Origin of the sequence: Acetobacter oeni (assembly GCF_011516825.1) — a bacterium.
Lineage (GTDB): Bacteria > Pseudomonadota > Alphaproteobacteria > Acetobacterales > Acetobacteraceae > Acetobacter > Acetobacter oeni.
On the sequence record NZ_WOTA01000005.1, the window covers coordinates 180516 to 205105 of the forward strand.

The 24590-nt window shown below is 57.8% G+C and carries 25 protein-coding genes and 3 pseudogenes; 9 read left to right on the top strand and 19 right to left on the bottom strand.

Annotation, left to right across the window (positions count from 1 at the left end; genetic code table 11):
* Positions 1–347 precede the first annotated feature (347 nt).
* From GOB90_RS05360 to GOB90_RS05385, 6 genes are all read left to right on the top strand, one after another.
* The gene (locus GOB90_RS05360; RefSeq protein ID WP_146891220.1) at positions 348–2135 is read left to right on the top strand and encodes a thiamine pyrophosphate-requiring protein; all 1788 of its coding nucleotides are present in this window, start codon (positions 348–350) and stop codon (positions 2133–2135) included.
* A complete protein-coding gene (locus GOB90_RS05365) occupies positions 2132–3235 on the top strand; it encodes an enolase C-terminal domain-like protein (protein WP_173571937.1) in 1104 nt (367 codons plus the stop codon). Before GOB90_RS05360 ends, GOB90_RS05365 begins: the two co-directional genes overlap by 4 nt.
* A 16-nt stretch (positions 3236–3251) precedes the next feature.
* Complete coding sequence (locus GOB90_RS05370) at positions 3252–4223, top strand: hypothetical protein (RefSeq protein ID WP_146891217.1); 972 nt, start codon at positions 3252–3254, stop codon at positions 4221–4223.
* On the top strand, positions 4216–4863 hold the full coding sequence (locus GOB90_RS05375) for a gluconate 2-dehydrogenase subunit 3 family protein (RefSeq protein WP_146891212.1): 648 nt from the start codon (positions 4216–4218) through the stop codon (positions 4861–4863). Before GOB90_RS05370 ends, GOB90_RS05375 begins: the two co-directional genes overlap by 8 nt.
* Positions 4853–6502, top strand: coding sequence for a GMC family oxidoreductase (locus GOB90_RS05380; protein ID WP_146891209.1), 1650 nt, complete (start codon positions 4853–4855; stop codon positions 6500–6502). Before GOB90_RS05375 ends, GOB90_RS05380 begins: the two co-directional genes overlap by 11 nt.
* 171 nt (positions 6503–6673) lie before the next feature.
* The gene (locus tag GOB90_RS05385) at positions 6674–7468 is read left to right on the top strand and encodes an OBAP family protein (RefSeq protein WP_146891206.1); all 795 of its coding nucleotides are present in this window, start codon (positions 6674–6676) and stop codon (positions 7466–7468) included.
* A 92-nt stretch (positions 7469–7560) separates the two neighbouring features.
* Here the strand turns inward: GOB90_RS05385 and GOB90_RS05390 are convergent, their stop codons facing one another.
* Entirely contained in the window at positions 7561–8412 is an 852-nt protein-coding gene (locus GOB90_RS05390) for a glucose 1-dehydrogenase (RefSeq protein ID WP_146891202.1), read from the bottom strand.
* A gap of 306 nt (positions 8413–8718) precedes the next feature.
* Between GOB90_RS05390 and GOB90_RS05395 the strand changes: the two genes are divergently transcribed.
* On the top strand, positions 8719–9240 hold the full coding sequence (locus tag GOB90_RS05395) for a DUF4142 domain-containing protein (protein ID WP_146891199.1): 522 nt from the start codon (positions 8719–8721) through the stop codon (positions 9238–9240).
* Between the two features lie 410 nt (positions 9241–9650).
* Positions 9651–10211: a DNA polymerase ligase N-terminal domain-containing protein gene (locus GOB90_RS05400; RefSeq protein ID WP_146891196.1), complete on the top strand. Its 561-nt coding sequence runs from the start codon at positions 9651–9653 to the stop codon at positions 10209–10211.
* A gap of 424 nt (positions 10212–10635) precedes the next feature.
* Here GOB90_RS05400 and GOB90_RS05410 read toward each other — a convergent pair whose 3' ends face one another.
* Positions 10636–10938 carry a plasmid stabilization protein gene (locus GOB90_RS05410; RefSeq protein ID WP_146891189.1) on the bottom strand — a complete coding sequence of 101 codons (303 nt, stop codon included), beginning with the start codon at positions 10936–10938 and terminating at the stop codon, positions 10636–10638.
* Between the two features lie 341 nt (positions 10939–11279).
* Positions 11280–11672: pseudogene (locus GOB90_RS05415) on the bottom strand (IS5 family transposase); the annotation flags it as partial.
* A 48-nt stretch (positions 11673–11720) separates the two neighbouring features.
* Between GOB90_RS05415 and GOB90_RS05420 the strand changes: the two are divergent.
* Positions 11721–12532: pseudogene (locus GOB90_RS05420) on the top strand (IS5 family transposase).
* A 62-nt stretch (positions 12533–12594) separates the two neighbouring features.
* On the opposite strand, the gene GOB90_RS05425 reads toward GOB90_RS05420, so the two are convergent.
* The 16 genes and pseudogenes from GOB90_RS05425 to GOB90_RS05495 form a co-directional block, all read right to left on the bottom strand.
* Positions 12595–13938, bottom strand: coding sequence for an IS1182 family transposase (locus GOB90_RS05425; RefSeq protein WP_146891186.1), 1344 nt, complete (start codon positions 13936–13938; stop codon positions 12595–12597).
* 53 nt (positions 13939–13991) lie between these two features.
* On the bottom strand, positions 13992–15734 hold the full coding sequence (locus GOB90_RS05430) for a relaxase/mobilization nuclease domain-containing protein (RefSeq protein ID WP_146891183.1): 1743 nt from the start codon (positions 15732–15734) through the stop codon (positions 13992–13994).
* A 567-nt stretch (positions 15735–16301) separates the two neighbouring features.
* Positions 16302–17390 (bottom strand): IS110 family RNA-guided transposase, encoded by a 1089-nt coding sequence (locus tag GOB90_RS05435; protein ID WP_146891257.1) that lies wholly within the window; start codon positions 17388–17390, stop codon positions 16302–16304.
* 191 nt (positions 17391–17581) lie between these two features.
* On the bottom strand, positions 17582–18247 hold the full coding sequence (locus tag GOB90_RS05440; RefSeq protein WP_086898669.1) for a lytic transglycosylase domain-containing protein: 666 nt from the start codon (positions 18245–18247) through the stop codon (positions 17582–17584).
* Positions 18247–18447, bottom strand: a complete 201-nt coding sequence (locus GOB90_RS05445; protein ID WP_086898668.1) for a hypothetical protein — start codon at positions 18445–18447, stop codon at positions 18247–18249. Before GOB90_RS05445 ends, GOB90_RS05440 begins: the two co-directional genes overlap by 1 nt.
* Positions 18444–18785, bottom strand: coding sequence for a DUF736 domain-containing protein (locus tag GOB90_RS05450; protein ID WP_086898667.1), 342 nt, complete (start codon positions 18783–18785; stop codon positions 18444–18446). Before GOB90_RS05450 ends, GOB90_RS05445 begins: the two co-directional genes overlap by 4 nt.
* A 54-nt stretch (positions 18786–18839) precedes the next feature.
* Positions 18840–19469 (bottom strand): S26 family signal peptidase, encoded by a 630-nt coding sequence (locus GOB90_RS05455; RefSeq protein WP_146891180.1) that lies wholly within the window; start codon positions 19467–19469, stop codon positions 18840–18842.
* Positions 19466–19942, bottom strand: coding sequence for a DUF2840 domain-containing protein (locus tag GOB90_RS05460; protein WP_146891177.1), 477 nt, complete (start codon positions 19940–19942; stop codon positions 19466–19468). The genes GOB90_RS05455 and GOB90_RS05460 overlap by 4 nt, the downstream gene beginning before the upstream one ends.
* A complete protein-coding gene (locus GOB90_RS05465; RefSeq protein ID WP_146891173.1) occupies positions 19939–20682 on the bottom strand; it encodes a DNA-methyltransferase in 744 nt (247 codons plus the stop codon). Before GOB90_RS05465 ends, GOB90_RS05460 begins: the two co-directional genes overlap by 4 nt.
* Positions 20683–20935: 253 nt before the next feature.
* Positions 20936–21763, bottom strand: a complete 828-nt coding sequence (locus tag GOB90_RS05470) for a replication initiator protein A (protein ID WP_146891170.1) — start codon at positions 21761–21763, stop codon at positions 20936–20938.
* Positions 21760–22026, bottom strand: coding sequence for a helix-turn-helix transcriptional regulator (locus GOB90_RS05475; protein WP_123809135.1), 267 nt, complete (start codon positions 22024–22026; stop codon positions 21760–21762). The genes GOB90_RS05470 and GOB90_RS05475 overlap by 4 nt, the downstream gene beginning before the upstream one ends.
* Before the next feature lie 213 nt (positions 22027–22239).
* The gene (locus GOB90_RS05480) at positions 22240–22902 is read right to left on the bottom strand and encodes a DUF2285 domain-containing protein (protein WP_261766004.1); all 663 of its coding nucleotides are present in this window, start codon (positions 22900–22902) and stop codon (positions 22240–22242) included.
* Positions 22847–23080, bottom strand: a complete 234-nt coding sequence (locus tag GOB90_RS19765) for a transcriptional regulator domain-containing protein (RefSeq protein WP_375790355.1) — start codon at positions 23078–23080, stop codon at positions 22847–22849. Before GOB90_RS19765 ends, GOB90_RS05480 begins: the two co-directional genes overlap by 56 nt.
* Positions 23081–23166: 86 nt before the next feature.
* On the bottom strand, positions 23167–23604 hold the full coding sequence (locus GOB90_RS05485; protein ID WP_146891167.1) for a hypothetical protein: 438 nt from the start codon (positions 23602–23604) through the stop codon (positions 23167–23169).
* Between the two features lie 163 nt (positions 23605–23767).
* Positions 23768–23914, bottom strand: a complete 147-nt coding sequence (locus GOB90_RS05490) for a hypothetical protein (protein WP_162853394.1) — start codon at positions 23912–23914, stop codon at positions 23768–23770.
* A gap of 336 nt (positions 23915–24250) precedes the next feature.
* A pseudogene (locus tag GOB90_RS05495) lies at positions 24251–24427 on the bottom strand (DUF736 domain-containing protein); the annotation flags it as partial.
* Positions 24428–24590 lie beyond the last annotated feature (163 nt).

The following is a 24590-nucleotide window of genomic DNA, read 5'->3' on the forward strand; positions in this document are numbered from 1 at the left end:
GTGAGGAGAAAAGATTCTGTAACTCTTCGTGTATAAAGCATGGTTAAATGGAAATTGAGTTATTTTTGATTGAAAATATATCGAGCATAGTTGGCAGAATATAGCTTAAAATCAGACGAGTTTCTGGGCTGCAGTATCGACGTGGCCATCGGCGATTGACGATTATACAGTCAATACAGACCGGCAATAGAGATCGGCGAACTTCTATCGGTTGTCGGCGGGTATTTTCTTACGCGAAGAAAGAAGACACCCTTCTTGTTAGGCGTGTTCGGTAAGTTGTCGTCGAAAATACTTATAATGGAATGAATTTCCCGTTGTTACCTGAATGACTCCATGAGGAGACCGAGATGAACGTCAGCGAATTCCTATGGAAACGTCTCCAGGAATGGGGTCTCAAACGTGCTTATGGCTATCCGGGTGACGGTGCCGGAGGCATTGATATTGCTCTGCAACGGGAAGTTGACGCAGGTCGCGTCGAATATATCCAGGTAAGACATGAAGAGATGGCGGCATTCATGGCAACGGCCCATGCAAAATTTACCGGGCAGGTGGGGCTCTGTTTCGCCACGTCAGGACCTGGTGCGATCCATCTTCTGAACGGGCTTTATGATGCCAAACTCGACCATGTTGGCGTCGTGGCGATCATGGGGCAGCAGGCACGAACGGCAATTGGCTCGAATTATCAGCAGGAAGTCGATTTGCAATCGCTCTGCAAGGATGTGGCTTGCGAATACATCGTGACGGTGACAGAACCGTCACAGATGCGGCATGCCATTGATCGTGCCGTACGCATTGCCCGCGATAAACGCTCCCCTACGGTCGTCATTGTTCCCAATGATTTGCAGGAGTTATCCTATTCCGAGCCGCCGATGGAGCATGGTTCGACCCATACAGGCATTGGAACGACAATCGGAAGCAAAGTGCCGGAGGACGCAGGTCTCCGTGCGGCAGCTGATATTCTGAATGCTGGAAAGAGGGTCGCCATCCTTGCGGGAGCAGGTGCTCTTGAGGCAACGGATGAGTTGCTGGAGATCGCAGAAATTCTCGGTGCTGGCATCGCCAAGGCGCTTCTGGGAAAAGCCGCTGTTCCGGATGAACTGCCTTTCGTCACGGGTTCGATCGGTCTGCTAGGTACAAAACCTTCATGGGATCTCATGAAGGAATGTGACACGTTTCTGATGGTGGGATCATCGTTTCCCTATAGTGAATTCCTGCCAAGGCCGGGGCAGGCGCGTGGGGTGCAGATCGACATCAACGGCGCCAACCTTTCTCTGCGTTATCCAATGGAGATCAACCTTCAGGGTGATAGCGCCGCAACCCTGCGCGCTCTGATCCCGCTGCTTCAGCGCAACAATGACCGGTCGTGGCGCACGCAGATCGAGAAAGAAGTTGCCGATTGGTGGAAAGTTCTGGAAGCGCGGGCCATGACCAGTGCTCAGCCCCTCAATCCACAGCGTGTGTTCTGGGAGCTTTCACCACGTTTACCCGAGAACGCCATCATTACCGCTGACTCCGGCTCGGTCGCCAACTGGTATGCGCGTGATCTCAAAATGCGTCGTGGAATGAAAGCCTCTCTTTCAGGTGGGCTGGCGTCGCTTGGCGCGGGGACACCCTACGCGATGGCAGGAAAGATGGCTTATCCTGAGCGCACCGTCATTGCCTGCATGGGGGATGGCGCCATGCAGATGAACGGTCTGAATGTGATGATCACGATTTCCAAATACTGGAAACAATGGTCCAATCCGAAACTGATTGTTCTTGTTCTCAACAATCAGGATCTCAGTCAGGTAACATGGGAAGAGCGTATCCAGCTCGGTAAAGGGAAGACGGAATCCACACAGTCCATTCCGGATTTTCCCTATCACAAATACGCCGAACTACTGGACCTGAAAGGCATCTGTGTCGATGATCCAGAAAAAGTGGCGGCTGCCTGGGACGAAGCTTTGAGCGCCGACCGTCCGGTTATTCTTGAAGCACGCACGGACCCAAACGTGCCACCGCTGCCACCACATATCACCCTGCAGCAGGCAAAGGCGTTCCTCTCCTCCCTGCCGACGGAACCCGAGCGTGCCAGTGTCATCATTGGATCGGCGAAGGAAATGCTGGCCTCCATCCTGCCTTCGCACAAATCGTGAATTATTCCGATATCTCTGTTGATGGCGTAACAGCGCAGGCTTTTACGCTTCCGACTGACAGCCCGGAAGCCGATGGCACTATGGCGTGGTCGGCCACAACGATCATCGCCGTTCATGTCACGGCGGGAGAATGCGTCGGCCTCGGTTATACTTATTCCGATGCTTCGGTGGCCCGTCTGATTGAGGGTTCTCTGAAGGAGAAGATCATCGGAAGCGATCCTTTTTCACCCGAAAGACTTTGGGATGAGCTTCAAACAGTCGTTCGTAATATGGGACGCGCCGGCATTGCGGCGAATGCGATCTCGGCAGTCGATACGGCGGTATGGGATCTGAAAGCGAAGCTGCTGGACCTGCCGCTGGCCGTCCTGCTGGGAGCCCGACGCGACCATATCGAGATCTATGGGAGCGGTGGCTTCACCACCTATTCCGATCAGCAGCTTACCGAACAGCTTCACGACTGGGTGCAGCGTGACGGATGTCGTGCCGTCAAAATCAAGGTCGGAAGGGAACCGGATCGTGACCGGCATCGTCTTGCAGTGGCGCGTCAGGCAATTGGTGACGCGGCGCTCTTCATGGATGCAAACGGGGCGCTGAATGTCAAAGAGGCTATCGCATTAGGACGCATGGCCAGGGAGGCTTATGGCGTGTGCTGGTTTGAGGAACCTGTTTCCTCGGACGATCCCGAAGGGCTTGCGCTAATACGCCCGCATCTTCCGGCGCCGATGGAACTGGCCGCAGGCGAGTACATCTATGATGTCGATAATGCACGAAATCTTCTGAGCCTTCGTTCTGTCGATGTGTTGCAGGCTGACGTCACACGATGCGGCGGCATCACCGGACTGCTTCGCGTGGCCGACCTGGCGGATATTTTCCACATCCCGTTTTCGGCCCATTGCGCGCCCGCCCTGCATCTTCATGTGCTGTGTGCCATGCGCAACCTGCGCCATCTTGAATGGTTTCACGATCATGTCCGGATCGAACAGCGACTGTTCGATGGGGCACCGATCCCGAAGAATGGAAGGATCGCTCCGGACTTTACCCGATCCGGTTGTGGCCTGGCGTTCAGACACGCTGACGCCGCGCCGTTTGCGGTCCGCTAAAGGGATCTCTGGATAGATGGTCAATACCCGCACTCCTACTGGTGCTCCACGTAACGCTCTTGCGTTGCTCGGCTCGCTGACCGGCGCGGCTCTCGTGGGCGCGCTATATTCACGTTCTCAGCCGACAGTAGCCCATTCTCCGACGAAAACTCCGGTGCCTGATTTCGCTAAAGCCAATCTGGCAGCACGCCGCCTTAACCGGGCAGCAGGAACACTTGCGCTGTCTGTTCTGTTTGACAGCGCGCTGGAGCATTATCGGGGACAGTTCAGGAACAGGGCGATGTATACACCACTGGTGACTGCCGCCATGGCACTGGGCGTTAGCGCACATGGCACAATGGACCAGCGTCAGATGCCCCATGTGGTGCGTGACACGGTCTATGTTCTCACGGCTATTGCCGGTCTGGCCGGCACCGGCTTTCATTTGTTCAATGTGCGCAGAAAAGCTGGCGGCGTTTCGTGGCAGAACCTGTTTTATGGTGCGCCTGTCGGCGCACCGATGGCGATCGGTCTCTCCGGTCTGCTCGGTTATCTGTCGGAGCGGGTGCGGGAGACACCGTCCGGACAGACCCCCATGGTCTGGGGCCTTCCTGCCGGGCGTGTCGTCGGTATCGCGTCCGGGCTTGGTATGGCCGGGACCACAGGTGAGGCAGGGCTGCTGCATTTTCGGGGTGGGTTCCACGATCCTTTCATGTATCTGCCGGTCACCATGCCGCCGGTCACAGCGCTGGTTCTGGGGCGGACGGCGCTTGGGCCAGCAGGCACGGAGCGGCGCGCCACACGCTGGTGGCTGCGTGCCACCGCCATCCTCGGTCTGTCCGGTTCCGCCTTTCACGCCATCGGCGTCGGACGCGACATGGGCGGATGGCGCAACTGGGAGCAGAACATTCTCAATGGGCCGCCCATACCCGCCCCACCTGCGTTTACGGGCCTGGCCCTTGCCGGTCTGGCCGCACTGAGCCTGCTGGAAAATCATCCGGATGACTGAGCGCAATCGCTATCCCGGTTATGATGTAATGGCAAAGCGGCATTCGCTGTCGTGGAACGATGCAACCCGTAAGGTCATGGACGCCCGTCTTGGCGTTCCCCGGGAACCACGTTTCCTGCGACAGATGGAATGGGACACGCTTGTGGCGATCTGCGAGCGTATCATTCCCCAGCCGCAGAACCGTCCTCCCATTCCGCTGGCGGCCTATATCGACCAGAAACTGCAAAATGATGCCCGTAACGGATTTCGTAACGCTGCCCTGCCGCCTCAGCGCGAAGCATGGAAAAAGGGGCTTGCTGCGTTCGAAGCCGAGGCGTGTCTGCGTTACGAACACTCTTTCCATAACCTGAAGGAAAGACAGCAGGACGAACTTCTGCATCGGGCAGAAACGGGCCAGTCGGACGCATCCGTATGGAGTGGTATGGATGCATCACTGTTTTTTTCTGAGCATGTGATGAGTGACATCATCGCCGCCTATTATGCTCATCCGACAAGTTGGAATGAGATCGGCTTCGGAGGACCGGCCGGTCCGCGAGGATATGTTCGGATGCAGAATGGCCGGCGCGACCCATGGGAACCGGTTGAGGCGGGACCGGGTGACGAGACACGTGTTCGCAGGGAGAACCAGCGTGTCCGATGATCCGCTGATCACACCAAGGGCTGCTCGTGGCCGCGCGCCAGACGTTTTTCATCCCGGCGCCTGGGTGCCGATGAAGGAATATCCGCAGCGTGAGCCGGTGGATTTCGTTGTGATCGGAACAGGAGCGGGGGGCGGTCCGCTCATCGCGCGGCTTGCGGAATATGGATACTCGGTGATCGGCTTCGATGCTGGTCCCTATTTCCGGCCGCTGGAGGACTTTGCTTCCGATGAAGCCAGTCAGAGCCAGCTTTTCTGGACTGACGAAAGGCTCGTTGACGGTGCCAATCCGCTAAAAATGGGTGCGAACAACAGCGGTCGGGCCGTTGGTGGCTCGACCGTGCATTATGCCATGGTCTCGCTCCGTTTCAGGCCTGAATGGTTCAGATCGCGCACCCTTCTGGGCTATGGCACCGACTGGCCGCTCGACTGGCGTGAGATGTGGCGTTATTACGCGCAGGCAGAACATGATCTGTCTATTGCCGGACCGGTTTCCTATCCCTGGGGGCCGAAACGGCCTCGTTATCCCTATCGTGCTCACGAAATCAATGGTGCTGCGGAAGTGCTGGCACGGGGCGCTGAGGCCATGGGCTATAAATGGGCAGAAACGCCGCTGGCGACGGTTTCCGCTCCGCGCGGAGATTCTCCTTCCTGTGTTTATCGTGGCTTTTGTCGTGTTGGCTGCTCGACAAACGCTAAGCAGAGCCAGCTTGTTACCTACATTCCACGAGCGCTCGCGGCAGGCGCGGAAATCCGTGACCTTGCAATGGTGGGGCGGATCGAGGTCGATGCGGCAGGACGGGCATGCGGCGTTCACTATCACCGCAACGGAGCATGGCACTTTCAGGCGGCCAGAAATGTCATCGTGGCTGGGTACGCAATTGAAACGCCGCGCCTGCTGCTTAACTCCGCGACTGACCGGTTTCGTGACGGGCTTGCCAACAGTTCAGGTCTTGTGGGTCGTTATCTGATGACGCAATCGAATCAGGCCGTTTATGGCGTGATGGATGAAATGGTCCGATGGAACAAAGGGCCGCCCTCACTGACCATTACCGAGCACTGGAACTATGATGACCGAAAGGACTTCCATGGCGGCTATTGCTGGATGGCGCAGGGGCCGCTGCCGGTCGAATGGTCCGCTGCCATGTCGGGTTCCCGCAAATTATGGGGTGCACCACTGCGTGAAAAGATGGCGGATTATAATCATCAGGTCGGACTGAAAATGGTTGGAGAAATGTTGCCGCATCCTGACAACAGGGTCTCTCTTGCCAACGAAAAGGACCGGTATGGCCTGCCCGTCGCACGCGTGACCTATTCCTGGCACGATAACGACAAAGCCATGATTCAGCATGCTCTTGGCGAAATGCAACGCAGTCTGGAACTGGTCGGGGCAAAAGACATCTGGCGGCAGGAAAACGATACGAACCATCTGGCGGGCACTGCACGCATGGGGAACGATCGGAAGAGCAGTGTGGTGAATGCCGATTGTCGGAGCTGGGATATTCCCAATTTATGGATCTGTGATGGATCCGTGTTCCCAACAACGGGTGGTGTCAATCCATCGCTGACCATCACGGCCATTGCGTTACGGACCGCAGACCGGATTCAGATGCTGCAACAGACAGGGCAATTGAACTTCTGATCTTTGCGATGGGGGCGGGAAGAAGAGTTCTCTACTGATATTTTGCGTGCCAATTATGTAATAATGAGTGTTTTAATATTATTAAACAGGCAAGAAAGACATAACGCAACTCCCGAAGGTAAGGCGCTTTATGGTGGTGAGCATGGCACATACTGATTGAAAGGACAGACTATGTCGTTTCTTCATAACTTTACCTGTCGACGCTGTTTTAACCGTACACTTACCGCAGCCCTTGTTGCTGCTCCGGTTTCGGCCATCATTGGACGCAAAGCTGATGCAGCAGATAAAAACATAGCGCCCGTCCCGGGAAGTCCGAAAACAGTAAAAAGCCATGTTCTCGACACAGCGGCTGATGCTTTGCAGGTGAAAAAACCGATTGATGCCATGAGTGAGTATCTGAATGGATTTCACTTTTATGCTGATGACATGGGACGACAGATCGAAGCCAATCATTTCTGTACGCATTTGACTGAGGATTTCCATCAATGCGTCATTTATGAAGCGAATCAGACAAACGCCCGACTTATTGGTGTTGAATATATTGTCAGCGAAAGAATATTTAAAACTCTTCCTGAAGATGAAAAGAAATTGTGGCATAGCCACCAGTATGAGGTGAAATCAGGAATGCTTGTCGCCCCCGATGTTCCCAATCCAGCGGAACATGCTTTCATGACGGATCTCGTGACAACTTACGGGAAAACATGGCACACTTGGCAGATAGATCGGGATCATGATCTTCCCCTTGGCATCCCTCAATTGATGATGGGGTTTACCAAAGATGGTCAGATACAACAGTCCTTTCTGGATGATCGGGACAGGCGTTTCGGGCTTTCCACTCAGAGTGAAAGAAAGAACCGTGCCGATATACCAACGCCGGATGTCGCGGTGGGCGCAAACTCGTGGGAGAGCGGTACAGTGCCTCAATTGCAGCTTGTGGAAATGCCGGTAAAAAATATCAAAAAATGATTTATATATAGTCCACGGCAGATACCGGGGCAGGACCTTTACCGGTCCTGCAAGCAAATGGGTTTCACCAGATTTCATCCGTCGTATCGCGATCAGAGCATTGGTCTGCCTCCGGTCACAGGAAGAACGGCTCCAGTCGTATAGCTGCTCTCGTCTGACGCGAACAGCACATAGGCAGCGGCCAATTCTGCCGGCTGGGCCGCTCGTCCAAGAGGGGTGTTTTTACCAAATTCGGTAATAGCCTCTTCCGGCATTGTGGACGGAATGAGAGGTGTCCAGACAGGACCGGGAGCAACAGCATTAACACGGATATTCCGTTCTCCCAGCATTTGCGCAAGACCGACTGTGAAATTGGAGATAGCTGCCTTTGTCGCGGCATAGACGGGCAGGTGAGGAGAAGGTTGGGCCGCGTTAATCGAACTCGTGTTGATAATCGAAGCGCCGCTCTGCAGATGTGGTAAGGCTGCCTGACATAGAAAGAACATACTGTAAAAATTCGTGCGAAATGTTGTGTCGAGTTCTTTTTCATCAATTTCGGAAAGATCTGTCACGGATTTCTGGTGGGCAGCATTATTGACAAGAATATCCAGTTGCCCGAATTCTTCGATTGTGCGTTTTATTATCTCATTACAATGCGATCGTAGCTGGATATCTCCTGGAATCAGGATAGCGCGGCGGCCTGCCTTTTTCACCCAGTCAGCGGTGGTCTGAGCATCTTTGTCTTCTGTAAAATAAGCGATTGCGATATCGGCGCCTTCGCGAGCAAAGGCAATCGCGACCGCCCGGCCTATTCCGGAATCTGCCCCAGTTATCAAAGCAATTTTTCCGGAAAGTTTTCCTGACCCTCGATAGCTTTCTTCTCCATGATCGGGAATAGGATTCATTTTTTCTGTATCTCCCGGAACAGCTTGATGCTGGGGTGAGAATTTTTCTTCAGATGACATGGTGTTTTCTCCTTGAGAATGTATTCCCAAAGGTCATCAGGAAAGAAAGTTTCTTGGTTTTAGAAAAAATGTACTACAAGTGATTTGATGCGATCAGAACCGTGAAACTTTCAGCTGACCGTATCGTTTGCATTTTATCCGCTTTGCGGGGTTATCTTTTACAAGTTGATACGTCATCACTTTCAGTAAAAAAAAGTAAGCAGAAATGTAATCCTAAAAAATGCAGGAATAGATAATCTCGTGACTCTCTCTGCATTTCGATAATCCTACAAAATACGTCGTATGTTTTGAAAAAGGAAAGCTCCTATGAAAAAAGCCTACTTTCTCGCCATAGCATTGTGTTTCTCAACGCCAGCTCTGGCGCAGTCTCTTCCGGAGCGAACGGGCGTGAATTCCATGATGGGAATTGCTCCAAAAACGGATGATTTCATTCAGAGTGTTTCCTGGAGTGATCTTTTTGAGATTCAATCCAGTCAGATGGCTCTATCAGATCCTTCGCTTAAAACATTTGCGTCGAGAATGATCGCGGATCACCAGAAAACCTCGGCAGAACTGAAGCAGCTTCTCAGTGCCAACAATATGGCAGCCACGCCTCCGGCTTCCGTCGATGATACACACAAAAGAAAGCTGGATACATTGCATGGTCTCCATGGCGACAGCTTTGTAAGACAGTATCGTAAGGATCAGATTTCCGCTCATGAGGATGCCCTGTCGCTTTTCCGGCGGTATGCGAAGAGCGGTGAAAATGAAGCACTGAAGAAATGGGCCGGAGATACCATACCTACTCTTGAAGAGCATCTGAAAATGGCAGAGAGCCTATCGGAATAACGTCCTGAATTTTTTCGAAAATCCGTTTCTAATAGGCAGGGATTTATGATTCTGATTTCTGATCTGAATCGCAGAACCTCTGCTGACATAGACCGGGTCCTGACATCGGACTGATCGCATGCGGCCGGAACATGCGTTTATTCTGACGCGTTCATCCGATGCTTACGGCGGACAGGTATTGGCATGGCCACCGAGGCAAGCAGGAAAGGTATTATCGTGGATTGGGAGACTTTGATATGTCCGGTTGCTTCCTGCCAGCCGTGTTGGCCTCTGAGCGTGCTCCTCTGCTTCTGATGAAACCGTCCCACAGAACAAAAACGGGCACCCGTTCTTGGTCATCACACGACTGCTGTAAAGAGAGCTGAACCGTATATCCGGAAATCTATATCTGAAATCATGATTTCAGAAAAATATCAGATTTATCAGGAGAAGGTTCATTGATAGAGGGAAACCGCTTCGTCATTCAGAAGCACGATGCGCGACGACTACATTACGATTTTCGTCTTGAACTGAATGGCTTTCTGAAAAGCTGGGCGGTGACAAAGGGGCCGAGTCTTGTCCCGGGTGAGAGGCGTCTCGCTGTTCAGGTCGAAAATCATCCGTTGGACTACGGTGATTTCGAAGGCACGATCCCTAAAGGAAAGTATGGTGGTGGCACGGTGGCTGTCTGGGATCGAGGAACCTGGACTTCGCTCGAAGACCCTGAAAAAGGGCTGGCGGAAGGACATCTCGATTTCGAGCTGCACGGAGAAAAACTCACCGGGCGCTGGTATTTGATCCGGATGAAAGGCAAACCCCAGGATAAACGCGACAACTGGCTGCTGATCAAAGCTGCTGATGACGCAGCCCGCAGTCCCGACGATCCGGACATTCTTGAAGAACAGCCTGCTTCTATCAGATCAGGACGGACAATTACGGAAATCGCTGAGAGTAAACCTTCCCGCTATCCAAGAAGAAAACCTCTTTCGTGATATAGAAAGGAGCAGAATTTCTTTTCCGAAAACCTACAGGTTCGAAACCATAATGGGTATAAAATGTTGTAAATTATCCGCTTTCATCACGTCTGTGCAGGCATAAATCACGAGAGCGTTTCAGATATGCTGCCCATGACTACCATTACCCCGCTCCCGATCGCATATAATGCTGACGTCGCCCCCGAAAACAGCTTGTCTATCGGCTGATTCATCCGGCCCGTCCGGCAGACGTGACACAACTGATATACGCTTTTCTGCCCGGTAGAAACCTTCAATATGCCTTGCAAGGAGCCATGTCGATGCTGGTTTTCTATATCAATTGGGCAGGGCACTCGCTTTCTCCATAGAGACGTCAGGTTTTGGACAGCCAAAAAGTACTCCGCCGCGTATTCGGTCGTCCCGACTGAGTTCCAATATCCTGCTATTTCTCGTTTTTCCTACGTGTTTCAGCAGCTTTCTTCGCTGAAGCGGAGCGGTCTTCCGCTGGCCGGTGTGCAGACGCCGCCCCGCCAGCCTTGCCGCCCTTCCGCGACGGTTCGTGTGTTACGGTGTGACCTCTTCCCGATCCGCTCTTCTTGCCACCACCCGTTTCCTTATTGACGGTGGCCCATGCGCGGCGTTCCGCTTCGTCCTTGCTGACGCCACGCTTTTCATAGCCCTCTTCGATATGTTCAGCCTGTCTTTTCTGCTTGTCCGTATAGGCGGATTTGTCTCCACGCGGCATGATCTATCCTCCAGTCTTGTGCTATTCAAACGATTTCGTCTCAATACGACGTAAGTCCTCTTTCTGTGATAAAGCAGGAAAAGAGAAAAACGTTTCCGAGCACAGCTATGGCTGTTTGATACTTCTATCCGTCAGGAGGCTGGTTCGCCTATGGGATCTGTAATCCAGCTCTGTAGAAAATTTTTTGTAACTATTGGAAACCGCTGACAGTTCTGGCGTGAAGTAATTTATTTGAGCAATTTCAAAAGTTGTCATTTTCGTGAACAGTGATCTGGTAGGCCGTTCGGTAGCACTACTGATATGGGATCAATTATCAAGGCATTAAGAGCCCTTTTGGAAATTCACGGATGAGCGTTTCGGCGTAACAGGAGGCTTCCCATGGCGATGTGGATCATGGCCTCTGCAACGTCAATACGTTGTTCGTAATCCTTCACCAGTCGGCGCCAGCGGATCATCCAGCCGAATGTTCGTTCAACAACCCACCGACGCGGCAGGATTTCAAACCCTTTTGCCATATCTGATCGTCGGATGATCTCGACGGTGAAGTCGAGAAAGGCGGCCTTGTCCATCAATTGCAGGCGATCATAGGCTCCATCTGCGAACAGATGCTTCACCCACGCCCAGCGTTTGCGGATGGCATCCAGGATCATCTGCCCTCCCGCGCTATCCGAAATATCGGCAGATGTCAGCCTGACCAGAAGCAACCGGCCATCCGTATCGACGGCAATGTGCCGCTAGAGGGTTTTATTTACTTTCGTGTGTGAATGGTACAGTAAAGATGGATGATTACTGCACGCAGGCCGTATCCATCTGATATCAGTGACGAAGAATGGTCTCTGATTATTCCATATCTTCTTCTGATGAAGGAAGACGCGGAACAACGCCATCATGATCTGCGGGAACTGTTCAACGGTCTTCGTTACGTGATCCGTTACGGTATTGCATGGCGGGCGATGCCGAACGATCTTCCGCCCTGGACTGCGGTTTACCAGCAATCCCGGCGCTGGATGGAAGCGGGATGTTTCGAGGCTGTTGTCCACGATCTCCGGGCTGTGCTGCGGCTGGCTGCAGGAAAACAGGCTGAGCCGACAACGGCGATTATCGACAGCCGGATACTGCGTTCGACCCCGGAGAGTGGATCGCGCGCCGGGTATGATGGCGCGAAAAGAAAGAACGGATCGAAGCTGCACATGGCGGTCGATACCCTGGGCATCTTCTGGCCCTGCACGTCACACCGGCAAACAGGGATGACCGGGCAGAAGTCGGTCCGCTCGCGCAAGCCATTCAGCAGGCGACAGACGGTAGCGTTGAACTGGCATGGGCTGACCAGGGCTATACCGGATCAAAAGCAGCCAATGCAGCAAAAGAGCACGACATCACTCTCGAAATCGTCAGGCTGCCTCAGGCTAAACGGGGTTTTGTGCTGCTGCCCCGTCGCTGGATTGTGGAACGGTCTTTCGCGTGGGCCACGCGATGCAGAAGGCTGGTCAAAGACTATGAACGCTGTGCCTCAACCCTGGCTGCAATGCACATCATCGCCTTCGCAGGCTTCATGCTCAGAAACGCAGCTAACCTGCTCATGCAAAGTGCATAACACCCTCTAGCAGCCTGTCGGGTTGGGCATTTTGCGGCTGATAACGCCGAGGCTGACCCGGCTTATGCTGCCTGAAGCCGTGCCATTCTTTTGCAGTTGTATGCGAGAGCGACGAGTGTCCATTCGGTCGTGACTTTTGCAAGGCTGCGCAGACTGAATCTTCTGAAGCCCATGATGCTTTTGATAATTCCAAAGACCGGTTCAACGGTCTGTTTTCGTAGTCTGTAAACATTTCCGGCTTTTGTGGTTTCCAGTTTTTTCTTCATGGCAAGCCGCCAGGGTCCGGTGATCCGGCGTGGTTCCCTGTTTTCAGGAGGTGGTCGGAAATCATATGGCCTGCGGGCACAGGGCCGTCCGATGGCGACCAGCGGATCAATGCCCTTTTTCCGCAGGTCCCGGACCGCCTGCCCGCTGGCGTAACCGGTGTCGGCGAGCACTGTCTTTGGGAGACCGATCGTGTTTTCCATCGACAGCACGGTGCTGGCAAAGGATGGCGCGTCCGCTGACGTAGCGACAACGTCGGTTGTCACGATCAGCTGGCTGCCTTCGGCGCAGACCACGGCCTGGGCATTGTAAGCCTGCCGGAACTCGTGGGCATCCGAACGCCGCATGAGGCGGCTGTCGGGATCGGTCAGGCTGATCTGCCGGTCGGGTGGTGGTTCATCGTCGGGCGGTTTGGGCGCCCGGCCGCGACGCCCTGTTTTTGCGTCATACACCGCCTTCTTTTTCTCGTATGCCGGTCGCGCCGCCTCGGCCTGCGCCTTCGCATCTGCTTCCAGCCGGGCGCAGGCTTCGTCCAGCTTCGCTTTCAGTGTTTCCCGTCGGGCAAGCGCTTCCGGCAATGCCTGCGGATCGCTGTCTGTGGCATCCGCGTGCTCCGCCTGGTCCATCAGTTTCGCGATATCCACCGCCAGCTGTTCGCGCAGCGCCCTGATCCGGTCGTAGCGCACCGAACGGTATTTCGAAGCGTCGGCATCGATTTTCGTGCCGTCGATCGATACGACACCCAGACGCAGCAGACCCGTCTCGCGCGCCAGAAGCAGGACCTGCGCAAATGCAGCTTCAATGGCTGTCCGGTTCGTCCGGCGGAAGGTCGCAATCGTATCATGATCCGGATGCAGGTTCGCCGCCACGAAGCGCACCCCGATGTCGCGATATGTCGCCCGCTCGATCCGGCGTGAGGAAAACAACCCGTTCGCATAGCTGAAGATCAGAAGGGCCAGCATCAGGCGCGGGTGATACTGCGCCCTGCCTCCCGTGCGTACTGGCACGCAGAACGCACTCATCGGAACCCGCTCAACAGCTGCGACAATGAAATGCGCCATATCGTCAGCAGGAAGCCACGACTTCAGATCCGGTGGCAGAAGATACGGCTGCGATCGATCAAACGGGATGAAGCTGCTCATCCTGAAAGCTTACCCCAGATCGCCAGAGGCAGGTACCCCAACCCGACAGCCTGCTAGAGCGAGATACCTGCCTGTCGGTCTCGATAATGTTCCCATTCAACGGTGCCCTTTGCGTGGATTACTCCCGCAACGGCCTTGCCAATTTGCCTCTCGATGGCTGGTGTCCATGGCACAAGCTGAAATCCTAGCCCGCTGTCGACCATCGCGTATCGTCCTGACGCAAGAACGAGGCGTTTACGATAGATTCCAGCGACGTGATCACCCGTCCTGAGTTCCTCGAACGTCTTGCCCTCTTGCCGTGCAAGTTTCTCGCTTACTGCCCTCACCTCCTGATCGCGGAGCGTGGTCAGAAGTCCGCGCCGGAATACCACTTGTTGGCCCTCTCGGTGTGCAAGACCCTGCTGGACGAGATGATCTTTGCGCTGACGCACGGCATCACGAACTTCTTGCCCGAAGCCGCCCCCCAATTCAATTGGTTCCTTCGCTACAGCCTGCCGATCCAGCCAGGTGGCCCCCTGCGCTTCAATCTGCTGTTCCAACGTGAAGTCCGACCGCACCACCAACGCAGAACGCTGCCGTCCCTTCGCATCGTCGAACCGGCGCAGTTCGATGATTGCCCCCATAGGAGCATCCGTTGTCGCCTCCAGGCTAGGGAGGTGAACGTGATGCGTACGCCCATCGATCCCATCCACCACCGCGAAGGCCGTACCCTTCAACTCGTCAGCCAGCCCGCGGCCGAGCAGCTTGCCGATGACGGGGTGCTCGGTTTCTTCGCCGGCCAGCACCCATGAGGATTGCGGCCGATCGACGCCCTGCTCGGCGATACCACGGTGGATCCGCTTGATGATGTCGTTGCGCTGGCCCATCTCGCGCAGCGTGGCCTCCGCGTGCTCCTCCAACGCCCACCGACCGGGTTCGATCTGCTGCGCCAGCCCCAGTCCTTCCAGGCGCCGGAGACGACCGACCTTGAGCACCTCGAACGTATCGGGCCGGCGATCGGACGTGGGACGCATGTCGATGATTCCGTGCTCACCTGCGTCGCGCTGAAGCTGCCGATCGAGTTGCGTCCAGCGATCCGCCTCGACCTGACGCTCGACTGTACGCCGGATTTCAATGTCGTTGCGTATCCCGAGCTCGCGCGTCACGAGTTCCTGCGCGCGGCCACGCATGCCTTCGCGGATGTAATCACGGGAGATCACCAGGTCCTCGCCGTCCTGCGCCTTGCCACGCACGATGACATGGATGTGGGGATGCTCGGTGTTCCAGTGGTCCACGGCCGCCCAGTCGAGTTTCGTGCCGAGGTCGTGCTCGGCCTGCGTCATCAGGTCGCGCGTAAAACTCTTGAAGTCGGCCATCTCGACGGCATCGTCCGGCGACACGATGAAACGAAAATGGTGACGATCATCGGCACAGCGCTCGGCGAACGCTTTGGGATCGACCTCATCCTGGTCGGGGCCGAACAGCTTCGCCTTCTCGCCGTCTTTCGTGACGCCCTCGCGGCGCAGATACCGCAGATGCGGGGTCAACGGTGCGGCGCGTGGCCCATGCTTCACCACGCGGGCCTTGATCACCACCCCACGCGAGCGGCTGGTGAGGAAGCGGTTGGCATGCGCGCTCGCGACACGACCACGCCCGAAGGTCGAGCGACCACCTCCACCGGTTCCCTGACGTCCGCGTCCCATGCCTCCGGCACGCTGGGTTGCAGCTAGGGCCTGCGCGATGAAAGGGCGCGCCCGCTGGGAACGGGGGGAACGGATGCGTCCGGGCCGAACCCGGAAATCATCGTCATTTTTCATGTTAATGCCCGCGATGTGCGCGAAATGGCGGTAAACCGCCAGAAACGGGAAGCGCAGGCTTCAAAGCGGAGCGCACCTCGCAGAGAGTGGCGGAAATCCGCAGAAATCCGCCACAAAACCACCCCCAACCGTGCCGCACCTCGCGGCTTTTATCCTGCCCTCTTAATCGGGCGTTCTTTCTGGTCAAGGTTTTCATCTATCCTCTCCCTTCTGTTACTACGTTTGTGAACGATCTGTTCTTCCCCTGAACCTGTCTTTCCTCTGCGATTGAAGGTTCGTGGTACGCCGTGCACTCTTCCGCGCTCAGCGACGATGCGTGTGCTGTCCTATCGGTGATGGACAGGCTGCCTGTCGTCGCGGCGCATTTCACTGTCGGATTCACGGAGCATCATCACAGGCATTTGCGCGGGTTCGCAGGTGGCGTTCACCAGCAGGCGTCCCAGGCAAGATATCGTGCTTCCCGTCGTCCTCGACTGCACCATTCCCCATCCGCCACAGCGGATCTCCCTGTTCAGAACACCACGGTCATGATGAGCCGTGATGGAACAATTTTTTGCAGATCATCTGTCATGCCAGTGCACCAAGATGATCCTTCAGCCGTCTGGCAGCGTGCATGGCCCGCTCCTCATCGGAGGCCGTGGCATCTCCGCAATAGAAGGTGCCATCGACCCACATGGCGTGCATGATGACGACCATCTTGCGCGCGACCGCGACGGTTGCCTTGCGATGGCAGGACCGTTTCGCAAGTTCCAGTCCCCAGCTTCGCAGCCTGTCGCGCCCCCTGAAGCGCGTCAGGACAGCAGATGCGGCTTCATAGAGCGCGCGGCGCACATCCGGATCGCCCGCCTTACTGATGCGCCCCTGCACGTCAATGCTTGTGCCCGACTGCCACCGCCGCGAGGTCAGGCCAAAATAGGCAGCAACGTCACGCGAGCGACGGAACCGTGAAGGATCATCAATGGCCGTCATGACGCTGAGCGCAGTCACCGGACCCACGCCGGGAATGGCAAGAAAGCGTCGGCAGATTTCATGACCTGCGACAATTTTCACCACAAGCTTGTGCAGCCGGACATACTCTTCCCAAAGCGCGGCCTTGGCACGCATCATGGCTTCCATGAGGTCACGGGTCAGCGCATCCTGGGCCACGGCTTCGCGCACGGCCGCATCAAACTGCCCGCGGGACACACGCCCAAGACGGATGCCGAACACCTTGAGCGAATGACGAATGGTGTTTTCCAGATCCAGAAACTTGCGCTTGAGCGCACGACGCTGGGTCAGGATCAGACGCAGCCGGTATCCTTCCTCGCTTTTGACATAGGCGGCACGGAACCATCCCGTACGCATGATGTGAGCAATACCAAGGGCATCCGCTTTATCCGTCTTGTTGCGCTGGGCCGACATCGCTGCGCGCACGTGCTTCGTTTCCAGGCACACGACGGGCAGACCCAGCGCCAGCATCTCGGGATGCAGCCAGGGAGACAGCGAACCTGCTTCATGACCCACCCGGCGCAGACGCGGCAGGAACGGTTTTAATGCTGCCCGGATCATTTCCGGGTCCGTCGCCACCGTCGTTTCCAGATGCACATGACCTTTGTCATCGACGACACAGACTGCCGTTTCGTCAATCGACACATCGAGACCGCAAAAGAATTCCATCGCACGCCTCCCGCGCTGCCGTTTCACTCCGGCAACCTTATCCTCTTCCCGGCCTGCGATGTCTCCAACCTTCACAGACCTTTCAGGCCCGATTACGGCTGGCATATACGCTACCCCCTCCCCCAGCGTCCCCCTGCACCCATCCCAATCCGGAACCGGCAGCCAGAAAAGGACCGGCATGCGCCATCCCGTCATGGTTGATCCCTCCAGCCGACCGAAACGAAGAGGCCCGATGATGAAGCCGGTGGGACAAGGCTCGCGCCTGTCGTCATCATCCCACGCGTTGGAGCCCGCACAGGACCGACGAACAGGTTCTCGGTGGAGAGGTGTGAGACTGGCGAGGCTTCCGGCAGTTGGCGAGGAAATGTCGGAACAGCGTCATCCCCCATCCGCCGTGCGACCGCAGCGACATACGCCCGCGTCTCGTCGGGCAGCGATCGACCGGTTGCCAGATGGTCGTCATAACGCCCGGGACCGGCGTTATAGGCAGCCAGAAACCCGGCATCGCCATAACGATCGTGCAGCCAGCGCAGATAGGCGGCGCCGGCGATGATGTTGTCATGCGGGTCGAACGGATCTGAGCCGAGATTGAGGGTATGGCGCAGCTCACGCCACGTGCCGGGCATGATCTGCATCAGCCCCATGGCGCCCGCCGACGACACGGCATGCCGATCGCTGTCACTCTCGATGCGTAGCACCGCACGGATCCACGACGGCGGAATAGCAGCCTGCGCGGCGGCCTCCTGCACCAGCCCGTCGAGATCCTGTGCGTGCCCCGGAACCGGCGAGAGCACCAGCGCGAGCCCGAACCGGGCGAGCGCCAGGCCGCCCGTTCGACAGAAAGCCGCCCCCCTCATCAGAAATCCTCCGGTGTGAGCAGGTCTAGCGACGGATCATCCGGGCGATGCTTCGGCGGCGAGAGGGAGAGCTGCGGCAGGACAAATTTCCGGCGCCACGACTCCCATGCCCGCGTCACCGCTCCGGTGCCGGGGTAGAGATGGGCGCAGTTGACATAAGGGGGATCGGCATAGCCGAGCCGGAGACGGGAGAGTGTCATTCCCGGCCTCCCTGACGCTTTGTGGCGCGCGCCCAGACAAGGTTCCAGACGCGGCCGCCGCGACCGGCCTGGAACAGGGTGGCGCGGATCGGCTGGGCGAGCGACGGATCGTCCAGCAGCACCGAGACGTATTCGCCAGCGCGCTCTCCGGTGCGGGTCCAGCCGGCCCCGATCTCCGGCGCTTCGGCACTGTCACCGAGATGAATGCGATAGTCGGGGGCGTTCTCCGCGTCCGTATTCTCGACGCGCGCAAAAGTCAGTTCCGCGTCGAGGGCGAGAGTGCGCAGGCGGCCGGCGAAGCCGCTCGCCGTGCGCGTGAAGAAACCGATCTGGCTCATGGGTTGAAAGCTTTCCTGTCGAGAATTGAGATGATGGCGGACAGCGTCATGGCGTCACTCCAGCGGAGGCCAGGCGCTCTTCACGGGAGCGGGACGCACCATCATCGTGGGTGGTCGTCGACCCGGATCCGTCAGATCCGGAAGGGGTTCGAAACGCGGGGGCGGCGGTTCGGCGTCACCTGTGCAGAGATAGACGGGCGTGGCGCGACCGATTACCGTGTCGGCCGACAGGACGCCGAAATAGCGCCCGTCGAGACTGGTCGGGACCGCCGGGTTCATGACAAAGACCTGTCCCGGGCCGAGACGGATGCAGCCACGCCAGACGGGCAACGGACGCCCCCGATGATCGACGGGTTTGGCGTCACCCGCCGCTTTGCCGTCGATCGTGACGTGCGGGCCGAGGCGGCAGACGGTCTGACCGGTGAGTGCTGCCACCGGCTTGAGTAGCGGCACGCCGAAGGGCAGATAGCCACGCGTGGCCAGCAACGTCGCATCGCGCTCGGGCAGATGCAGCGCCACGATGTCGCCGACGTGCAGCGCCGGAGTGGGTGTGACCCGATAGAGACCCACCGGCACGCTGGCGGTGGCGTTCCACACCCAATGCGGGGCGGGTTCAACGGCAGTCGTCGCGAGAGTCGTGAGAGTGGCGAAATACGTGGTGAAGAGCCAGGCGCGGCGGGTCATGACGCAGCCCTCCGCCAGAGCCACGCCTCATGCCGGGCACGGCCATATGGTGGCGCGGGCCGACTGGTCCGCAAGCGCTCGTCGAGATCGCGCCAGTAGTCCGGGCACACAGCGCGAGGATCGAGGCCCTGCCGCTCGATGCGGCGGATCGTCTCGAGCACCGCCCGGACCGGCGCATCACCGGTCTGGCGCAGCAGCCTGTCGGCAGCGCCGGTGATCCATGGCAGGACAGCCCATGGTTCGCCCGGCGGCATGGCACGCATGATGTCGATAGACACCGTGACGGCGCCCGTGTCGCTGGCAAGCCAGCGCATCAGGGCGAATACATCGCCTGCGGCGAAACTTACGCGGCGCCTATGGCGGTCAATTCTGACACTTGTCTCGGGGCAACCGAACAGCAGCCAGTGCTCGATGCGGGTCTCGATCCAGACCAGATCGAGCTGGGCGCCGAGGGGGGAGCGAAGATCGTTCATGACGGTTCTCCGACGGGAAACGGAAGAATGGCGGCAAGGCGATCACGGGCGCGTTGGGCCATGTCGGGATCAATCTCGCAGCCGACATAGCGGCGGCCGGCCAGCCGGCAGGCGACACCGGCGGCGCCGGATCCGGCGAACCAGTCGCCCACAAGACCCTCGGGCGGGCAGCTCACCCGCACCAGCAGGTCGAGCAGCGCCACGGGCTTTTCGGTGGGGTGAATGGCTCGGCCATGAGCATTACGGAAGCGCTGCACCGAGCGGGCGAGGCGCGGGCCGCCGTCGAGACTACGGTAGGTCGAGGACGGGATCGCGCCGGTATGCGGGGGACGCTTCTTGCGACGCACGACCCGCGCCCGGGCGTCATCCGTTGTCGCGACAGCGTTGTAGACGGACTGCCAGCGTGCGGAGGCAGGGTAGAACTGCGCGACCAGTTCGTGGACACGACGGAACCGGTCGGCATGGAACACGCTGCCGTTCTGCTTTTCCCAGACGATTTCCTGAGCATGCCGCAGAGCGGCCGCGCGGAAATCGCCGCTCGTCGCCATGAAGCTGCGCAGGGAGCCGAACACCCAGAGCGAACCGGAGGGCGTCAGGGCCTGTGCCGCGCGCGGTAGCCAGCCTGCGATGCGACGATCCCAGGACAGGGACGTCTCGCCGTAAGGTGGATCAGCGACGATCAGGTCATATGGTCCGTGCGCCGGCATGACGTCGCGGCAGTCGCCGCAGAGCAACGTCATGACGGGGCCTCCACACCGACCAACCGGCAGCGGCCGTTGAGCGGTCGGGCAAGGCGACGGCTTGGGCTGAGCCGGATCGGGGACGAAAAATGCGGATCGGTTCCGCTGTCGCCGCAGTGCCCGCGATCGCCTTGAGGCACGGAGAAGACCGCACGCCATGGACCATGCATTGGGTCGCGCGCGGTATGCATGTACAAAGAGTCTCTATTTAGACTCTTTAGAGAGAGGCGATTTGTCATTATTTTCCAGTCCCTTATCCATGATTTTCGCATGCGATAGGCGTGGATTCGACTGTCGATAGGCGTGTCCGATCAAAAATACCGACAGGGATACCCACAGGTTTATCCACAGATCGGTCGCCGATTGGTCGAAAGCGCACGTGCTCTGGCCAGTTCAGGTCGGACAGTTCGATGCGATAACCGGGGAGCGTGTTGCTGCGGGCCACACGTCGAAGGAGAGCCACGAATGCGACAAGCGTCTGGGTGATCCCGGTCTTGCGATGAAGATGGGCGACCTCGAAGGCCCAGCCGTCACGTTGCCGTCCCGCATGCCGGCGTGCGATCAGGTAGAGCAGGCGCTCGAAGCCGCTGGTGAGGGTGAAGTAGGCCGGGTCGAGCGCAAGCACGGCCCGGGGCGCAAGGACCGCCTCGCGCAACCAGGCTGCGAGACGGATGTGAACGACGCCGGCGGAGATCCGCCAGTCTTCGATCCATGGAGCGCCGGTCTGCTCATCAATCCATTCGGATGAGCTGATGACGACGTTGGTCCGGTTCAGGCGTTCGAGACCGTCTGGCAGACGCTCGTAATATCCGCCCGAAACGTCACGACGGGGGAATCCGAGGATTTCGTACCGTGTAGCCTGCAGGACCGCGGGGATTGGCGCGCCGCAACGTTGCGCCGCGATCATCGTTGATGTCGCCCAGATCAGGATGTCAGCGTCCCATATGGTCGCAAGAGCCATAGGAGACGAAACGAGGATGTTCTGACCGCCCTGCCTGAAGCGCAGCGGAGCACGGCGGCGTCCCTTCCCCAGCGCAAAGAACGCGTTGGACATGAACTGACGGGGCATGCAGGGGGTCATGATCGCCCCCTTCCGCGCCGCGCGACGCCCGCACGCATGAGGATATAGTTTTTAGAGAAAATGGACTTTGAAATGCCGTTCTCAACCCACGTTTTCAGGTCGCCGATCGTGTAGGTGACGCGATTACCCAGCTTATAGAAGACGGGGCCACCGCCAATTGTGCGGTATCGCTCGAGTGTTCTTGGTGAAATACCGAGCCATTCGGCAGCCTGTGGGGTTCGCAGATGCCGTGCCGGTCTCGGTTGGGGTCTTTTTCGGACCATGACTGTTCTCCACTGAAACAGGACGTGGCGTAACGCCGCGTACTGGGGCGGAGACTGGCGAAAAAAAACGCTCGGGGTGGTGGACGAAAACAGGGGGTGTCCCAAGAAATCGTCCACCCCCTGAACACCGAAGATGCACTACGTTCAAGATGTCCGGTGATCTTGCGCAGGACAGAAGATGCCCCGATATCTGAAGGAGAAATCTCGATGTTCTTAGCGGGCTGCTCTCAAAGCCGATGTCGGAAACGGGCGCCGGCCGTATTGCAGCAGGGCGAGATATTCGCCAGCAGCAAGTTGTTCACCAAGGGTCAGCAGACGCTCGACGCGCGCACGTTGGTGAACGTCCTTCCAGATGGAACCGCTCAGGGTCTTCACTCCCGGATCCGTCAGTGCCGCGATGTCACGAGCCGTGGCCCCGGCCTGTTTGGCGGTGAGAGCCTGCAGCGCGTGGGCAAGCCGCCTGATCCTGTAGCGTGTAGGCCGAAAGGTGTTGGGCAGTGGACCTGCCGTCCGGCCATACAGACGCTCGATGAAGCGACGCAAATGATGCAGGCGAACCCAGCAGGATTCATCAAGGGGGATCACGACGGCTGCCCGTTCGTGGCAATCATCGGAGATCCACAGCCGGAGTGGTCCACTCCGGTCCCCTACGATGACATGGAGGCCATCGTCCGCTCGGACTGCGTTGATCTGCGGCGTCAGGATCAGCGGAGCAAAATGCGCGGCCGAATAGATTTCGGGCGCGCGGACCAGCGCGATGACGGCCGAGAGTGCCTCCGGTGCCCAGAGCGCGGGGACGCACCACGCGGGGATCGAAGGATCAACAGGGAAATCGGAGCCCCCACTGGCGTGCAAAAAGGTGCAGATTTCGCTCACGGACTACCTCGTCAGCGTCTTCGTATTTGGCAAGCGTTCGATAACCACGGACATAATCCTGATTCAGGAAGAGGAACTCCTGTGCGAAATCAGGAAGGTCGAGCGTGAGCGCCCTGTCAAGAAATCCGGAAGTATGCCAGTCAGGTCGCGTCTGCATCGTCGGCCAATCTCCTGCCATTACAGTGACGCGTCAGCCGCGGGTCATCACGAGCGGCATATGGTCAGCGCACGGCGTCCGTCGAAGGAAATAATGTGAGGCACGCGCTAATCGTGCCGATAAAGGAACGTTCCGTTGCCTTGACGGGCTTCGGGGGCCAGGCGGGCAAAGGAGGCCGCCCCAACCATTGCTGCACCGATCATTCCCAGAATAGCCTGCCAGACCGGCGAGGGATTGCCGAGTTGGACGAGGCCAGCCGTGGCCGAGTATCCGGCAATAGAAGCCGGGAGACAGAAGGCAAGCACCACGGCAAGTCGGATGTCTGGACGTTGGATCGACGTGAGCACGACACGAAACAGCCACAGCACAAAAATGCCTGCAACAATACCGAAAAAGACGGCTGCAAATCCGGCACCCATACGATATGTCCAGAAGAAGACGATCAGTCCGGCCATCGTGGGCACGGCCATTGAGACAAGAGTAAAGAAGACCCAACAGAGCAGTCCGGTCCCCACGACCCACGAGATGAGCCCGATGACAATCATCTCCACCTCCGGCAAATAGTACGGGACATTATAATACGTACTGTTCGGTAGTTATTCCAGAAAAAAGACATGTCTGATAGCGAGGATTGCAGATATCTCCCGTTAATGGGGCTGCCGTAAAAATCCCCCGTCTGATGTGCGGGAGATCAACGTCGCGCCGGGCTCATTCCTCCGAGCGGCGGCGCGTTGTCGCGACCCGGGCCAGCGCCTCTTTCAGTTCGCGCTCGATCTGCCGGCGCTCGCGGCGGCTCAGGTGAAAGCTGCTCAGTTCGGCACGTAGCATCTGGATCTGGTCGTGTAGCGTGGTCATCGTCCTGCTCCTTTCGTTTGTCGAAGACAGGACGGACGCCTCATGCGCACGGAAGCCGGGTCAATGATCGCCGTAGGCGACCGGCTTGCCGGCACGCGGGGGAGCCGATTTTGTTCGGTGTGCCCGAAGGGTGCGTCGGGCAAAATTGGGGGGACCGCGTGTCTTGAGGCGGTTTCCGTGCGCATGGTACAATGGGAAGGCTGAGGGAAAGCCCCATAGTCCTCCGACCTCTCACGTCGGGCGACCAGCGCTGTCGCCCGCGCCCCGGAAGATCACGCGGAAAAAAGGCCCAGAAGGCCCCGCCCGGAGAGACCGGGCGGGGTTGGATGTGGGAGCTTACTCCCCGTTCCGGCTGCGGGGCCGGGTCCAGATGAGGGTGTAGCCTTCCCCTTCCTCGTCGGTGAACAGGTTGGCGAAGATCGGGGCGGCGAAGGAGGGATCGTCCAGCTTCAGGCTCAGATAGGTGCGGCCTTCGTTGGAGCGGCGGGTCCAGGCCGCACCGAGTTCCACCTTATGCGGAGCACCGCATAAGGTTGATTATGTGGAGTCCGGGATTATGCGGAGCGGGTGATCCTCGATGGTGGTTTTCTGCGGGTTTGGGCTGGTTTCTGCTCCGCATAATATCGGGGTGATGAGAGACCGGCGCCCCGCGTTGGGCGAGGCGCCGGGAGGTGGT

Coding starts and splice junctions, on each gene's coding strand:
- GOB90_RS05360 (WP_146891220.1), top strand. CDS start 348: ATGAACGTCAGCGAATTCCTATGGAAACGTCTCCAGGAATGGGGTCTC.
- GOB90_RS05370 (WP_146891217.1), top strand. CDS start 3,252: ATGGTCAATACCCGCACTCCTACTGGTGCTCCACGTAACGCTCTTGCG.
- GOB90_RS05375 (WP_146891212.1), top strand. CDS start 4,216: ATGACTGAGCGCAATCGCTATCCCGGTTATGATGTAATGGCAAAGCGG.
- GOB90_RS05385 (WP_146891206.1), top strand. CDS start 6,674: ATGTCGTTTCTTCATAACTTTACCTGTCGACGCTGTTTTAACCGTACA.
- GOB90_RS05390 (WP_146891202.1), bottom strand. CDS start 8,412: ATGTCATCTGAAGAAAAATTCTCACCCCAGCATCAAGCTGTTCCGGGA.
- GOB90_RS05395 (WP_146891199.1), top strand. CDS start 8,719: ATGAAAAAAGCCTACTTTCTCGCCATAGCATTGTGTTTCTCAACGCCA.
- GOB90_RS05410 (WP_146891189.1), bottom strand. CDS start 10,938: ATGCCGCGTGGAGACAAATCCGCCTATACGGACAAGCAGAAAAGACAG.
- GOB90_RS05425 (WP_146891186.1), bottom strand. CDS start 13,938: ATGAGCAGCTTCATCCCGTTTGATCGATCGCAGCCGTATCTTCTGCCA.
- GOB90_RS05430 (WP_146891183.1), bottom strand. CDS start 15,734: ATGAAAAATGACGATGATTTCCGGGTTCGGCCCGGACGCATCCGTTCC.
- GOB90_RS05435 (WP_146891257.1), bottom strand. CDS start 17,390: ATGGAATTCTTTTGCGGTCTCGATGTGTCGATTGACGAAACGGCAGTC.
- GOB90_RS05440 (WP_086898669.1), bottom strand. CDS start 18,247: ATGAGGGGGGCGGCTTTCTGTCGAACGGGCGGCCTGGCGCTCGCCCGG.
- GOB90_RS05445 (WP_086898668.1), bottom strand. CDS start 18,447: ATGACACTCTCCCGTCTCCGGCTCGGCTATGCCGATCCCCCTTATGTC.
- GOB90_RS05450 (WP_086898667.1), bottom strand. CDS start 18,785: ATGAGCCAGATCGGTTTCTTCACGCGCACGGCGAGCGGCTTCGCCGGC.
- GOB90_RS05455 (WP_146891180.1), bottom strand. CDS start 19,469: ATGACCCGCCGCGCCTGGCTCTTCACCACGTATTTCGCCACTCTCACG.
- GOB90_RS05460 (WP_146891177.1), bottom strand. CDS start 19,942: ATGAACGATCTTCGCTCCCCCCTCGGCGCCCAGCTCGATCTGGTCTGG.
- GOB90_RS05465 (WP_146891173.1), bottom strand. CDS start 20,682: ATGACGTTGCTCTGCGGCGACTGCCGCGACGTCATGCCGGCGCACGGA.
- GOB90_RS05470 (WP_146891170.1), bottom strand. CDS start 21,763: ATGACCCCCTGCATGCCCCGTCAGTTCATGTCCAACGCGTTCTTTGCG.
- GOB90_RS05475 (WP_123809135.1), bottom strand. CDS start 22,026: ATGGTCCGAAAAAGACCCCAACCGAGACCGGCACGGCATCTGCGAACC.
- GOB90_RS19765 (WP_375790355.1), bottom strand. CDS start 23,080: ATGGCAGGAGATTGGCCGACGATGCAGACGCGACCTGACTGGCATACT.
- GOB90_RS05485 (WP_146891167.1), bottom strand. CDS start 23,604: ATGATTGTCATCGGGCTCATCTCGTGGGTCGTGGGGACCGGACTGCTC.
- GOB90_RS05490 (WP_162853394.1), bottom strand. CDS start 23,914: ATGACCACGCTACACGACCAGATCCAGATGCTACGTGCCGAACTGAGC.